Annotated in this window: 11 protein-coding genes and 1 pseudogene; 8 read left to right on the top strand and 4 right to left on the bottom strand. The window is 70.9% G+C overall.

Annotated features, from left to right (window positions below; all coding sequences use genetic code 11):
- Nucleotides 1–17: 17 nt before the first annotated feature.
- The 4 genes and pseudogenes from ACK8N7_RS34975 to ACK8N7_RS34960 all read left to right on the top strand — a co-directional run.
- Nucleotides 18–377, top strand: a pseudogene (locus tag ACK8N7_RS34975) (ATP-binding cassette domain-containing protein); the annotation flags it as partial.
- Entirely contained in the window at nt 371–1564 is a 1194-nt protein-coding gene (locus ACK8N7_RS34970) for an ABC transporter permease (RefSeq protein ID WP_500445094.1), read from the top strand. The pseudogene ACK8N7_RS34975 and the gene ACK8N7_RS34970, both read left to right, overlap by 7 nt.
- A 63-nt stretch (nt 1565–1627) precedes the next feature.
- Nucleotides 1628–2281 (top strand): response regulator transcription factor, encoded by a 654-nt coding sequence (locus ACK8N7_RS34965; RefSeq protein WP_403214358.1) that lies wholly within the window; start codon nt 1628–1630, stop codon nt 2279–2281.
- On the top strand, nt 2278–3417 hold the full coding sequence (locus ACK8N7_RS34960) for a sensor histidine kinase (RefSeq protein ID WP_500445092.1): 1140 nt from the start codon (nt 2278–2280) through the stop codon (nt 3415–3417). The genes ACK8N7_RS34965 and ACK8N7_RS34960 overlap by 4 nt, the downstream gene beginning before the upstream one ends.
- Nucleotides 3418–3501: 84 nt before the next feature.
- On the opposite strand, the gene ACK8N7_RS34955 is transcribed toward ACK8N7_RS34960, so the two are convergent.
- Nucleotides 3502–4230: a KAP family P-loop NTPase fold protein gene (locus tag ACK8N7_RS34955; protein WP_500445090.1), complete on the bottom strand. Its 729-nt coding sequence runs from the start codon at nt 4228–4230 to the stop codon at nt 3502–3504.
- A gap of 1053 nt (nt 4231–5283) precedes the next feature.
- Here ACK8N7_RS34955 and ACK8N7_RS34950 point away from each other — a divergent pair.
- Both ACK8N7_RS34950 and ACK8N7_RS34945 read left to right on the top strand, forming a co-directional pair.
- Nucleotides 5284–5865, top strand: a complete 582-nt coding sequence (locus tag ACK8N7_RS34950; RefSeq protein WP_500445088.1) for a hypothetical protein — start codon at nt 5284–5286, stop codon at nt 5863–5865.
- Complete coding sequence (locus ACK8N7_RS34945) at nt 5862–6464, top strand: hypothetical protein (RefSeq protein WP_500445086.1); 603 nt, start codon at nt 5862–5864, stop codon at nt 6462–6464. The genes ACK8N7_RS34950 and ACK8N7_RS34945 overlap by 4 nt, the downstream gene beginning before the upstream one ends.
- Before the next feature lie 97 nt (nt 6465–6561).
- Here ACK8N7_RS34945 and ACK8N7_RS34940 read toward each other — a convergent pair whose 3' ends face one another.
- The 3 genes from ACK8N7_RS34940 to ACK8N7_RS34930 all read right to left on the bottom strand — a co-directional run bounded on the left by ACK8N7_RS34940 (nt 6562) and on the right by ACK8N7_RS34930 (nt 8228).
- Nucleotides 6562–6723 carry a hypothetical protein gene (locus ACK8N7_RS34940; protein WP_403214348.1) on the bottom strand — a complete coding sequence of 54 codons (162 nt, stop codon included), beginning with the start codon at nt 6721–6723 and terminating at the stop codon, nt 6562–6564.
- A gap of 65 nt (nt 6724–6788) precedes the next feature.
- Nucleotides 6789–7625, bottom strand: coding sequence for a tyrosine-protein phosphatase (locus ACK8N7_RS34935; RefSeq protein ID WP_500445084.1), 837 nt, complete (start codon nt 7623–7625; stop codon nt 6789–6791).
- Nucleotides 7626–7694: 69 nt separating this feature from the next.
- Nucleotides 7695–8228, bottom strand: coding sequence for a DUF6325 family protein (locus tag ACK8N7_RS34930; protein WP_500445082.1), 534 nt, complete (start codon nt 8226–8228; stop codon nt 7695–7697).
- Between the two features lie 291 nt (nt 8229–8519).
- Between ACK8N7_RS34930 and ACK8N7_RS34925 the strand changes: the two genes are divergently transcribed.
- Nucleotides 8520–10382 carry a methylmalonyl-CoA mutase family protein gene (locus ACK8N7_RS34925; protein ID WP_500445080.1) on the top strand — a complete coding sequence of 621 codons (1863 nt, stop codon included), beginning with the start codon at nt 8520–8522 and terminating at the stop codon, nt 10380–10382.
- The gene (gene scpA, locus ACK8N7_RS34920; RefSeq protein WP_403214340.1) at nt 10382–12619 is read left to right on the top strand and encodes a methylmalonyl-CoA mutase; all 2238 of its coding nucleotides are present in this window, start codon (nt 10382–10384) and stop codon (nt 12617–12619) included. The genes ACK8N7_RS34925 and scpA overlap by 1 nt, the downstream gene beginning before the upstream one ends.
- Nucleotides 12620–12625 lie beyond the last annotated feature (6 nt).

The following is a 12625-nucleotide window of genomic DNA, read 5'->3' as shown; positions in this document are numbered from 1 at the left end:
CCTGCCTTGGTGCCCGTCGCACGTCGCGTGAGCGCCGTGAACGCGCGGCGGCAGCACTGGAGAGGGTGGGCCTGGGCGCCCGCATGGAGCACCGCTCCCACCAGTTGTCCGGCGGTGAGAAGCAGCGTGTGGCGATTGCCCGCGCCGTTGTCGGCGAGCCTGCCGTGCTCCTGGCCGATGAGCCCACGGGCGCGCTCGACTCGAAGACCGGGGCAGCCGTCATGGAGCTCCTGCACGAACTGAACACCACGGGAACCACCATCCTCGTCATCACCCACGACCGGGCGATCGCCGCCTCACTGCCCCGCCAACTGGTCATGCTCGGCGGACTCCTCCAGGCGGACTCCGCCGACCAGAAGGTAGAGGCCCCATGCTGACCCCCGCACGCCTCAGCCCGGCCGACTGTCTGCGCGTAGGCGGATTCGGTCTGCGCAGCCGCCCGGTGCGCGTCCTGCTGTCCGCGCTGGGCATCGCCATCGGCATCGCCGCCATGGTCTCAGTCGTCGGTATCTCCAGCTCCAGCCGGGCCGAACTGGACCGTGCCCTGGACCGCCTCGGCACGAACCTGCTCACCGCCTCCCCTGGCAGGAGCATGGCCGGGGGGACAGCGAAGCTGGCGGAGGAGTCCCCCGCCATGATCGGCCGGATCGAGAACGTCGAGTCGAGCAGCGCCGTCGGAGTGATCGAGGGGAAGAACGTCTACCGGACGGACAAGGTCCCCCGGAGCCAGTCCGGAGGCATGACCGTAGCCGCCGCCGGCCAGGACCTGCTCGAACCGCTGGGTGCCACGACGGCCCAGGGCCACTGGCTCAACCAGGTCACCGGCCAGTACCCGGTGACCGTACTGGGGGCTGAGGCCGCGCGCCTCCTGGGCGTCACCGAGCCAGGGCCGGACACCCGCGTGTGGCTCGGCGATCAATGGTTCACCGTGGTGGGCATCCTCGACCCCGTGCCTCTCGCCTCCACGATCGACACCTCTGCGCTGGTCGGCTGGGACGCCGGCAAGAAGTACCTGGGCTTCGACGGCGCTCCCACCACCATTTACGCCCGCTCAGCCGAGCACGCGGTCGAGGAGGTCCGCGCCCTGCTGGGGCCGACCGCCAACCCGGCCGACCCCTCCACCGTCGCGGTCTCCCGTCCCTCCGACGCCCTCGCCGCCCGGCAGGCCGGCGAAGCGGCCTTCACCGGCCTGCTCCTCGGCCTTGGCGGAGTGGCACTGCTGGTCGGCGGTATCGGCGTCGCCAACACCATGGTCATCTCCGTCCTCGAGCGCCGCGCCGAGGTCGGCCTACGGCGGTCACTGGGAGCCACCCGCGGCCAGGTGTGCCTTCAGTTCCTCACCGAATCCCTGCTGCTGTCCGCCCTCGGCGGCGCAGCCGGCGTCGTGATCGGCTCGGGTGTCACCACCGCCTACGCCGCCAGCCAGGGATGGCCGGTGGTGGTGCCACCATGGGTGATGGCCGGCGGGACAGGAGCCACCCTGCTGATCGGAGGTATCGCCGGGCTGTACCCCGCCGTGCGGGCGGCCCGGCTGGCTCCCACGGCCGCGCTCGCTGCGACCTGAGGCCCCCACCACCATGCTGGCCGCCGGCACTATGTACATCGGTACGAACGGAACGGGAATGAGATGCGGGTACTCGTCGTCGAGGACGACAGGCTGATCGCCGACATGGTCACCCGCGGGCTGCGGCGCCACCACTTCGCGGTCGACACCGCCTACGACGGCGATGAGGCGGCCCTCAGCCTTGCCGTCAACGACTACGACGTCGTGGTCCTGGACCGGGATCTGCCCGGGAGGTCGGGTGACGACCTCGCCGCCGAGCTGGTCGCCTCCGGGGCCCGGACGCGGATCCTCATGCTCACGGCGGCAGGCGGCCTTCACGACCGGGTCGAGGGCCTGAATCTGGGAGCGGACGACTACCTCGCCAAACCCTTCGAATACCTGGAGCTCGTCGCCCGAGTGCAGGCACTCGGGCGACGCAGCGCCCCCTCCGTACCGCCAGTTCTGGAGAAGGCGGGAGTCGTCCTGGACCCGGCCCGTCGTACCGTCACGCGGGACGGGCGGCCGCTCGATCTCTCGCCCAAGGAGTTCTCGGTACTTCGCCTGTTGCTGGTGGCGGACGGGGCTGCCCTGAGTGTCGAGGAGATCCTGGAGCGGGCCTGGGACGCGCACGCCGATCCCTTCACCTCGGCCGTACGCGTCACCATGAGCCGGCTGCGGGCCAAGCTCGGCGACCCTCCGCTGATCCGTACCGTGCCCGGCGCCGGGTACGTGCTGTGAACGGCGCACCGCACGCCCGCCGAGCCCCCGCACGTACGCGGATCGCCGCCGTGTTCGGCCTGGTGTTCGCGCTGCTGGGCGGGATCCTGCTGACCCTGGTCTTCCTGCTGTCCCGCGCCGGGACCGCCGCCAAGGCACACCAGCTGATAGGACAACAGCTCACGGCGGTTCCGGAAGGCACCACGCCCAGCGATGCCCCCGGGCAAGTAACTCTTCAGTTGGCGCAGATCGCCGCTGACCAGGTGCTGACCTGGTCAGCGGTGGCACTGCTCATCATGGTCGTTCTCGCGATCGCGGTGGGCTGGTGGACGGCCGGACGGGTGCTGCGGCCCGTGCACGCCATGACCTCCACGGCTCGCCGCATCCCGCAGGAGAATCTGCATGAGCGCATCGCCCTCCAAGGACCCCCGGACGAGCTCAAGGAACTCGCCGACACCTTCGACGCGCTGCTGGCTCGCCTGGAGAGATCCTTCGACAGCCAGCGCCGATTCATCGCTAACGCCTCCCACGAACTGCGCACCCCCCTCACCGCGCAACGCGCTGCCCTTCAGATCGGCCTGGACAACCCCACCCCGGAGGAACTCGCCGACGTACGCGAGTCCTTGCTGGCTGACAACCGGCGCAACGAGCGCCTCATCGACGGACTGCTCGTACTCGCCCAAAGCGAGCAAGCCCTCGTGGAAACCGAGACAGTAGACCTCTCGGCCGTGGCAGAGGAGGAAGCCGCCCGCTGTGGGCAGGCGGCCGAGGCGGTCGGCGTCACCCTCTCGGTGGAGACCGAGCCCGTTCTCCTGCGGGGCGACCGGATACTGCTCAGCCGACTGATCAGCAATCTGCTGCGCAACGCCATCGCCTACAACCACCCCGGTGGGCGAGTTCACCTACGTGTCTCCCCGTGCTGCCTGCGGGTGACGAACACCGGACCCGCCGTGCCCGCAGACGAGATCGACACCCTCTTCGAACCCTTCCGCCGCGGACGCGGCAAAGACCGCACCACCATGGGGCCGGATCGAGGCCACGGACTGGGCCTCGCGATCGTCCGCTCCATCACCACCGCTCATGGCGGCACGGCCACGGCCGCGCCAGGCGCACAGGGCGGCCTCGAGGTAGAAGTCCGGTTTCCCCGACCGGCGTGATCAAGCGGCGGGTGCGCACCGCTGACGTGCGCGATATCTGCACCTCTGAACCCGTCACGCTCTTGGCTTGTTGGGGGTGGGGCGTCAGCGGGTTCCGACCTGGCAGTTCAGGCACACGGTCCGGTCGGTACAAGGTCCTACGGGGCGATGGGGCCGTTCTTCCTCTCCGGGTGCGCGGACAGCACGTAGCTGGTGGCCGAGAGGTTGGACAGGCCGAAGAGCTCCATCAGCCGCACGGGGTCGGCACTGTGCCGTGCTTCGTCGACAATCCGGTCCACAAAGGTCGTCGACCAGGACAATCAGGCGCTTCAGGGGCTCCAGTTGCTGCAGGAGCTTCGTGAACTCGTCGCGGAATCCCGCCAGGCTCTTGGCGTCGCCCCTTGCCCGAGGGGTGAATGCCTTGATGAGTTCGTCGGTCTGCGCAACCAACTGCCCGCGGGCCATGGTGGCTGCCACACGTGACCAGCTGATGCGTTCCAGGAGATCGTTGACGGGGACGTCGAGCTGTCCGTCCGGGTAGGCGGTCAGCAAGTCCTGGAGGACTTCGCCGATGACCGCGCCGCGTACGTCGAACTGGTCGTCGAACTCCCACGGATCGAGCCGGATCACGCGGAATCCGGGTTCTCTTTCGAGCGCTTCGTGCAGGAGGCCGAGGACGGTGGATTTCCCGCCGCCCCAAGGGGCGTTAACCCCGATGGTCACGGGGTCCGGAGACGGTGGCTGAAGGGCAGCAACGACGGTGTCGACGATCGTGGTGAGGCCGAGAAGATCGACCGTCGTCGGATTGTCGTCCCACAGTTGCAATTCGCTCATCAGGTGCCCCCCGGCAGGCCGATCCACACACTCACACATCGCCTTGCCAGCCGCCCGGCTTCTCGGCTCAGAGCAACGCAACGTCGGAGGCGATTCAGGTGATCGAGTGCGCACCTGATGTGGGTGTCCAGATCATGCACCAGCCTTCATACCAGGGCCTCATCTATCACAACAATGCCGCGGTCGCCTCGGGCCCGCTCGTGGGTCCGTCACCGGACTCCCTGCACTGCGCCGCTGCGGCCGTGGCCGGTGGGACGAATGTGAGCGGAGGGGACCCGGGCCGACCCGGGCGACTTCCTCGTTCCCGAAGCGTCGTAGAAGATCTTGACAATGGCCCTGGGGTCCGCAGTCCCCGCGGCCGGCGCTGGAGCGGCCGCGCCGCTGCCTCACCCGGTCGGCCCAACTGGGAACGGGCTGTCCGAGCCCGTGGTCCGCCTGCACGCGACTGGCTCTCTTCGGGCGCCCGGAAAGGGTACGGACCCGGTCCGTACCCTTGGTGCCTTACTTGAGACAGGAGACCCCACACCACACATCGGTTCACCCCTGCGGCGCCTGCGGCACGCCCGTTTCTGCTGGGCGTGCGGATTGTGCGTACTGCGACGCCGCCTGCCGACAGAAGGTCTAGCGCCGCTGACGGACCACCGGCCCGGCCCCGGACCCGACCATGCATGGGACTTCACCCTGCTTGCCCGGCGGGCTCAAGTCCCCTCGGCGGCGATAGCTCACGGCGCCCCTGGTTGACCGAACAGTCCGGAGATGGGACTCCCACGCATCTTTCTCCCATCCGCCCTCCATGGGAGAGAGATGGGAGAAAGATCTTCCCAATCAAGGCTAGCTATGGCTAGCCAAAGCTAAGTTACGCCCACATCGGTACGCCATGTGCATGGCACACAAAGCACTCCGCGAGCTTCCGGCGCATGAACGGCTGTTCGGGGGTACACGGACTCCTGCACGCCGCCCGGTGGTCGTTCCGCCGGGCCCGGACCGAAAGGGGTTGACCACTGTGCGACAACAGAGCTGCGTACCGGCCGATGAGCGGTGGGGGTGGTAGCCGTGACAACAGTGATCATCATCATCGCCGTGGCCCTCGTGGCGGCCGCCGCCGTCTACTTCTTCCTGGTCCGCGGCGCTCAGGGCGGCGGCCGGGGGCTGCGGGGCCGCTTCGGCCCCGAGTACGACCGGGTGGTCGCCCGGCACGGCGGCGACACCAAGACGGCCGAGCACGAGCTCGGTGAGCGGGTGAAGCTCCATGGAGACCTGGAGATGCGGCCGCTGACCGAGGCGGCCCGCGCGGATTACACCGCCCGCTGGGCCCGCACCCAGGAGCTGTTCGTCGAGTCACCGCAGCAGGCGCTCAACGAGGCCGACGCGCTGCTGTCCGACCTCTCCCGCGACCGGGGCTTCCCGGCCGACGGGAGCTTCGAGGAGCGCACCGACGCGCTCTCCGTCCATCACGCCCGCCATGTCGACGGCTACCGCAGGGTGCACACCGCGCGCAGCGACGGCACCGGCACCGAGGAGATGCGCGAAGCCTTCGTGGAGGCCCGCGGCCTCTTCGACGCCCTCCTCGCGGACGGCCCGGCGACACGCGACCACAGCAACCGACAGCTCACCGAGGGACGGGGCACATCATGACGCAGACTCCTGACAGCACCGGGAACACCGGCTCCACGTCGAGCAGGGCCACACCGTCGACCGGGGCCGAGCACGTCCCGCCCGTGACGCCTCCCGGCAACGCCCTCGGCACGCCCGTACCGCCGACGGCCGCCAAGCCGTCCGGCTCGCCGCCGACGACCGGCGCCGCCACCGGCGCGTCCGTCCCGGCGGCCGACAAGACGCACGCCGACCCCGCCCGTACCCACGGGGACCGGGACACCGGCCGGACGACGGGCGCCACCGACCGCGGGGAGACCGGTCGCACGGCGGCCTCCCTCGGCGACAAGGACCCGGCGAAGACGAACGGCCGCCCGCTGTTCGCCCCGGAGGAGCGGGAGAAGTTCGACGCCCGTATCCACCAGGCGGTGGCCGCTTTCGTGGAGAGCCCGCGCCAGGCGGTGCAGGAGGCCGACGCGACCTTCGACGAGGTCGTCGCCGGGCTCACGAAGGCCCTCGCCGACCGGTCGCGCCTGCTGCGCGCCGACCGCGACGGCGAACACTCCGAGGCGGGGACGGAGGATCTGCGGATCGCCCTCCAGCAGTACCGCGATCTGACGGAACGCCTCGTGCGCCTCTGAGCGATGGCCGCACGACGCACACCGCAAGGGCCGGTCCCACCGGGTACGTACCGGTGGGACCGGCCCTTGCGGTGTGCGGCCCGGGCGCTCACCGCACTCACCCTCCGTGGCTCTCCTCCTGGTGGGTGGCGGGCTGATGGGTCGTGGGCCCGGGAGTGGGCTCCGGGTCCGGCCCCGCCACCCTGCCCACGCCGAAGGCGATGGCGAAGACGGCGGCGACCGCGGCGGCGAAGGCCGCGATTCTCAGTCCGGTGTTCATGGCTGTCCCCCAGCGGACGACGGTGGTTTCCGATACCGTCAACATACCCCCTAGGGGTATCCATGTCACACCCGAGGACCGTCCGTTCCGTACGGCACGGCGGCTCCGCCGGAGATCACCAGTCCCTCGCGCAACCGGTCCAGCGCGGCTTCGGGGATGCGCAGCCCCGTGCGTACGTACCCGTCAAGGCCGCCCCACCGCTCGTCCATCGCGTCGAGCGCCACTTCGAGGTAGCGGGGGCGGACCTCCACGATGGCCGCCGCGACGGCCGGATCACCGCCGCCGTCGAGGAACTTCTGGACGTACGGGGCGAAGGCGGCCCGTACGGCGGGGTTCACCGCGAGGAAGTCCGACCGTACGGTCTCCCTCGACGCCCCCAGGATCATCAGCAGGACGGCCGCCGCCCAGCCGGTACGGTCCTTGCCCGCCGTGCAGTGGAAGAGCACCGGCCGTGCACCGGGGTCGGCGGCGGTCTCCAGGAAGGCCCGGTAGGCGGCCGCGGCGCCGGGCGAGAGCACCATCTTGCGGTAGGTCTCGGCGAACAGCTCCTCGGCCCGGCCGCCGCCCAGCATGCGTCCCGCCTCGTCCGGATCGGCGAGCAGCGCCTTGAGCCGGGCCGGCGCCACACCGGGGTGATCGCCGAGGACGTCGGCGACGAAGAGCCGCGCCCGGTCCGGGAGCCGGTCCGGGGCCCACTGCCGTTCGTCCGCGGTGCGCAGGTCGACGACCGTACGGATACCGAGCGCGGCCACCGCCCGGTCGCGGTCCGGGTCGAGCTCGCTCAGCTGCCCCGAGCGGAACAGGACACCCTGCCGCACCCGGTGGCCACGGCCCAGGGCGATGCCGCCCAGGTCGCGCAGATTGACAACGGTGGCGGCCGGAACGGTCCGGGCGGTCTGCACGATGAACTGCCTCTTTCCCTGATGAGAACACCTGGGGGCCCACCGGCCCACCGGCCCATCGGCCGGAACTCAGTCCGCGAGCAGATTCGCCTTCTGCTCCGCGAATTCGGCGTCCGTGAGCACATCCCGCCGCCACAGCTCGGCGAGCCGCTCCAGCCGGGTGATGATGTCGTCCCCCTCCCCGGCCTCGCCCTCCTCACCGGCCGCGGCCGTCTCCGCCGCACCGAAGCGCTCATGGCCGACGAACGTGCCGCCCGCCTCCCGGAAGGTGCGGGCGAGCTGCGAGGTCCACAGGTCCTCCCTGACGACGAGGGCGACCGTCACGCCCTGCGGCACGGTCCGCTCCAGCACCTCGACGTCCCCGGCGCCCAGCGCCGCGGCCGCCCCGCCCTCCGCCGTATCGGCGGGCACGACCCCCTCCGGGTCCAGCTCGGCCAGCTCCACCGGGGCCAGTCCGCCGCCCTCGGCACGGCGGACGAAGGCCAGATCGCGGGCGCGTACGGCGCCGGACGCCACGGCGTCGGCGAGGACGGGCACGACGGCCCCGGTGAAGCCGCTGCCGGGAAAGGCGATGACGAGGTGTTCCACAGGTCCGACGGCCACGGTCGCGTCCTCTCCGCATCCCGGCGGCCGCGAGGGCTCCGGGGTGAATACGGGCATTCCAGGGATTACATAAGAAATTGGAAAACTTCGCACATAATATGCATCAACCGTCAAATTCACCCCGTTGTCGACCATGGCCGTGTTGCGCCCGGCTCGACCCGGTCCCCGGTTGCGCGAAAACTTCGGGCCGGTAACGCCACGGTAAGTAAAGGATCAAGTGCACACCGGAGAGGGCAAGGTCACAGCACGTGCCCCTGCTGCGCATTCCCCGTGCTGGCCTAGCATCTGAGCATGACGGTCCAGCCTGCTGACGGGCTCTCTCCGGCCGCCGCGTTCCCCGACCCCTCCCATGACCAGTGGCAGAGCCTCGTCGAAGGCGTTCTGCGCAAGTCGGGCAAGGAAGTCTCGGGCTCGGCCGCCGAGGAAGCGCTGTCCACCACATTGGAGGACGGGCTCACCACCCGGCCCCTCTACACCGCACACGACACCTCGCCGGACACCGGTTTCCCCGGCTTCGCGCCCTTCACCCGGGGCAGCAGGGCCGAGGGGAACGCGGCGGGCGGCTGGGACGTGCGCCAGCGCCATGCCCTGAGCGACCCCGCCCGGCTCAACGAGGCGGTCCTCGGCGATCTGGAGAACGGGGTCACCTCGCTCTGGCTCACCGTGGGCGGCCCGGCGGGCATCCCCGTGGGCTCGCTCGCCCGTGCGCTGGACGGCGTCTACCTCGACCTGGCGCCCGTCGTCCTCGACGCCCCCGCCGACCTGGACGCCGCCGCCACCGAGCTGCTGCGGTTGTACGAGGAGCGCGGTGTCGCCAAGAGCGAGGCCCGGGGCACGCTGGGCGCCGACCCGCTCGGCCACGAGGCCAGGACCGGCATCGAGGCAGACCTCAGCGCCGCCGTCCACTGGGCCCGGGTCTGCGGCCGGGAGTACCCGGGGGTGCGGGCGATCGCCGTGGACGCGCTGCCGTACCACGAGGCCGGCGGTTCGGCCGCCGAGGAGCTGGGGCTCTCCCTGGCGACCGGCGTCGCCTATCTGCGGGCGCTGACGGCGGCCGGTCTCGGCGTGGAAGAGGCCTGCGCCCAGCTGGAGTTCCGTTACGCGGCCACGGCCGACCAGTTCCTGACGATCGCCAAGCTGCGGGCCGCGCGCCGGCTCTGGGCGCGGGTCGCCGAGGTGTCGGGGGCTCCCGCGGCCGGGGCGCAGCGCCAGCACGCCGTGACCTCACCGGTGATGATGACGCGCCGCGACCCGTGGGTGAACATGCTCCGCACCACGCTGGCCACGCTGGGCGCGGGGGTCGGCGGCGCCGACTCCGTCACCGTCCTGCCGTTCGATCACGCGCTGGGCCTGCCCGACGCGTTCGCCCGCCGGATCGCCCGTAACACCTCCACGATCCTGATGGAGGAGTCGCATCTGGCCCGGGTCATCGACCCGGCGGGCGGCTCCTGGTACGTGGAGCGGCTCACCGACGAACTCGCCGCGGCCGCCTGGGCGTTCTTCCAGGAGACCGAGCGCGCGGGCGGGCTGCCGGCCGCCCTGCGCTCGGGGCTGGTCGCGGAGCGGCTCGCCGCCACCTGGGCGGCGCGCAGCGCGAAGCTGGCCCGCCGCAAGGAGCCGATCACCGGGGTCAGCGAGTTCCCGATGCCCTCCGAGCGCCCGGTGGAGCGCGAGCCGGCGCCCGACGCGTTCGCGGGGGCTCCGGGCGGTCTGCCCCGGGTCCGGCGCGACGAGGCGTTCGAGGCGCTGCGCGCCCGGTCGGACGCGCACCTCGCGGCGACCGGCGAGCGCCCGAAGGTGTTCATCGCCGCCCTGGGACCGGCCGCCGCGCACACCGCGCGGGTCTCGTTCGCCGTCAACCTCTTCGGGGCGGGCGGTATCGAGGCGGTGCACCAGCCTGTGTCGGTGGACGCGGCGACGGCCGGCGAGGCCCTCACCGCCTCCGGTGCGAGCGTGGCCTGTCTCTGTTCGTCGGACGCCCTGTACGCCGAGCAGGCGGACCAGGTGGCCGGGGCGCTGAAGTCGGCGGGCGCGGCACAGGTGTTCCTCGCGGGACGCCCCGGCGAGTACGCCGGTGTCGACTCCTACGTCTTCGCGGGCTGCGACACGGTCGCCGTTCTCACCTCCGTACTCGACCGCATGGGAGTGGCGTGATGCAGACATCGCCCACGGAACAGAAATCCACCGGGAAATCCTCCGTTCCCGACTTCTCCGAGGTAGCGCTGGAGTCCCCCGCTCCCCCGGCCGGTTCCGCCGAGGAGTGGCAGGCGGCCGTGGCCGAGGCGGCCGACGGGACTGAGGCCCCGCTCTGGGAGACCCCCGAGGGCATCACGGTCAAGCCGCTCTACACCGGCGAGGACCTGGAGGGCCTGGACGCGCTGCACAGCTACCCGGGCATCGCCCCGTATCTGCGCGGGCCCTACCCGACGATGTACGTCAACCAGCCCTGGACGATCCGTCAGTACGCCGGGTTCTCCACGGCCGAGGAGTCCAACGCCTTCTACCGGCGCAACCTCGCGGCCGGGCAGAAGGGGCTGTCGGTCGCCTTCGACCTGCCCACCCACCGGGGGTACGACAGCGACCACCCCCGGGTGACCGGCGATGTCGGTATGGCCGGGGTGGCGATCGACTCGATCTACGACATGCGCCAGCTGTTCGACGGCATCCCGCTGGACCGGATGTCGGTGTCGATGACGATGAACGGCGCGGTGCTCCCCGTGCTGGCGCTGTACATCGTGGCCGCCGAGGAGCAGGGCGTACCGCCCGAGAAGCTGGCCGGGACCATTCAGAACGACATTCTGAAGGAGTTCATGGTCCGCAACACCTACATCTATCCGCCGACGCCCTCGATGCGGATCATCTCCGACATCTTCGCGTTCACCTCGCAGAAGATGCCGCGCTACAACTCCATCTCGATCTCCGGCTATCACATCCAGGAGGCCGGGGCGACGGCCGATCTGGAGCTGGCGTACACGCTGGCCGACGGGGTGGAGTATCTGCGCGCCGGGCGTGAAGCGGGCCTGGACGTGGACGCGTTCGCGCCCCGGCTGTCGTTCTTCTGGGCGATCGGGATGAACTTCTTCATGGAGGTCGCCAAACTGCGGGCGGCCAGGCTGCTCTGGGCCCGGCTGGTCAAGCAGTTCGACCCGAAGAACGCCAAGTCCCTTTCGCTGCGCACCCATTCGCAGACCTCGGGCTGGTCGCTGACCGCGCAGGACGTGTTCAACAACGTGACGCGTACGTGTGTGGAGGCGATGGCCGCGACGCAGGGGCACACCCAGTCGCTGCACACCAACGCGCTGGACGAGGCTCTGGCGCTGCCCACCGACTTCTCGGCGCGGATCGCCCGTAACACCCAGCTCCTGCTCCAGCAGGAGTCCGGGACCTGCCGGGTCATCGACCCGTGGGGCGGCAGCGCGTACGTGGAGAAGCTGACCCGCGATCTGGCGGACCGGGCCTGGCAGCACATCGAGGAGGTAGAGGCGGCCGGCGGGATGGCGAAGGCCATCGACGCGGGAATCCCCAAGCTCCGGGTGGAGGAGGCGGCCGCCCGTACGCAGGCGCGGATCGACTCCGGGCGGCAGCCGGTGATCGGGGTGAACAAGTACCGGGTGGAGACCGACGAGAAGATCGACGTCCTCAAGGTCGACAACTCCTCGGTGCGCACCCAGCAGATCGAGAAGCTGCGGCGGCTGCGCGAGGAGCGCGACGAGGTGGCGTGCCAGGAGGCGCTGCGGGCACTGACGGCGGCCGCCGAGCGCGCCCCGGGTCCGGGCCTGGAGGGCAACCTGCTGGCGCTGGCGGTCGACGCGGCGCGGGCGATGGCCACGGTCGGGGAGATCTCGGACGCGTTGGAGAAGGTGTACGGGCGGCACGCCGGGCAGATCCGTACGATCTCCGGTGTGTACCGCAAAGAGGCAGGGGATTCCCCTTCGGTGGACCGCACCCGCGCGCTGGTCGACGCGTTCGAGGAGGCGGAGGGTCGCCGCCCGCGCATCCTGGTCGCCAAGATGGGCCAGGACGGCCACGACCGGGGGCAGAAGGTGATCGCTACGGCCTTCGCCGACCTGGGCTTCGACGTGGACGTCGGCCCGCTGTTCCAGACGCCGGGCGAGGTGGCGCGGCAGGCCGTCGAGGCGGACGTGCACATCGTGGGCGTCTCCTCGCTGGCGGCGGGGCATCTGACCCTGGTGCCGGCGCTGCGCGAGGAGCTGGCCGCCGAGGGGCGCGAGGACATCATGATCGTGGTGGGCGGGGTGATTCCGCCGCAGGACATCGAGGCCCTGCATGAGGCGGGCGCGGCCTCGGTCTTCCCGCCGGGGACGGTGATCCCGGACGCGGCCCACGATCTGGTGACGCGGCTCGCCGCAGCGCTCGGCCACGAGCTGTGAGCCGCT

The sequence above is a fragment of the Streptomyces griseobrunneus genome, assembly GCF_046713465.1.
GTDB classification, from domain to species: Bacteria; Actinomycetota; Actinomycetes; order Streptomycetales; family Streptomycetaceae; genus Streptomyces; species Streptomyces microflavus.
The sequence above is the reverse complement of the archived record's forward strand: the minus strand, read 5'-3'. Positions and strand labels throughout refer to the sequence as shown.

What these genes read in the sequence shown, in the direction of transcription:
- ACK8N7_RS34970 (WP_500445094.1), top strand. Translation starts at nt 371, where the DNA reads ATGCTGACCCCCGCACGCCTCAGCCCGGCCGACTGTCTGCGCGTAGGC.
- ACK8N7_RS34965 (WP_403214358.1), top strand. Translation starts at nt 1,628, where the DNA reads ATGCGGGTACTCGTCGTCGAGGACGACAGGCTGATCGCCGACATGGTC.
- ACK8N7_RS34955 (WP_500445090.1), bottom strand. Translation starts at nt 4,230, where the DNA reads ATGAGCGAATTGCAACTGTGGGACGACAATCCGACGACGGTCGATCTT.
- ACK8N7_RS34945 (WP_500445086.1), top strand. Translation starts at nt 5,862, where the DNA reads ATGACGCAGACTCCTGACAGCACCGGGAACACCGGCTCCACGTCGAGC.
- ACK8N7_RS34940 (WP_403214348.1), bottom strand. Translation starts at nt 6,723, where the DNA reads ATGAACACCGGACTGAGAATCGCGGCCTTCGCCGCCGCGGTCGCCGCC.
- ACK8N7_RS34925 (WP_500445080.1), top strand. Translation starts at nt 8,520, where the DNA reads ATGACGGTCCAGCCTGCTGACGGGCTCTCTCCGGCCGCCGCGTTCCCC.
- scpA (WP_403214340.1), top strand. Translation starts at nt 10,382, where the DNA reads ATGCAGACATCGCCCACGGAACAGAAATCCACCGGGAAATCCTCCGTT.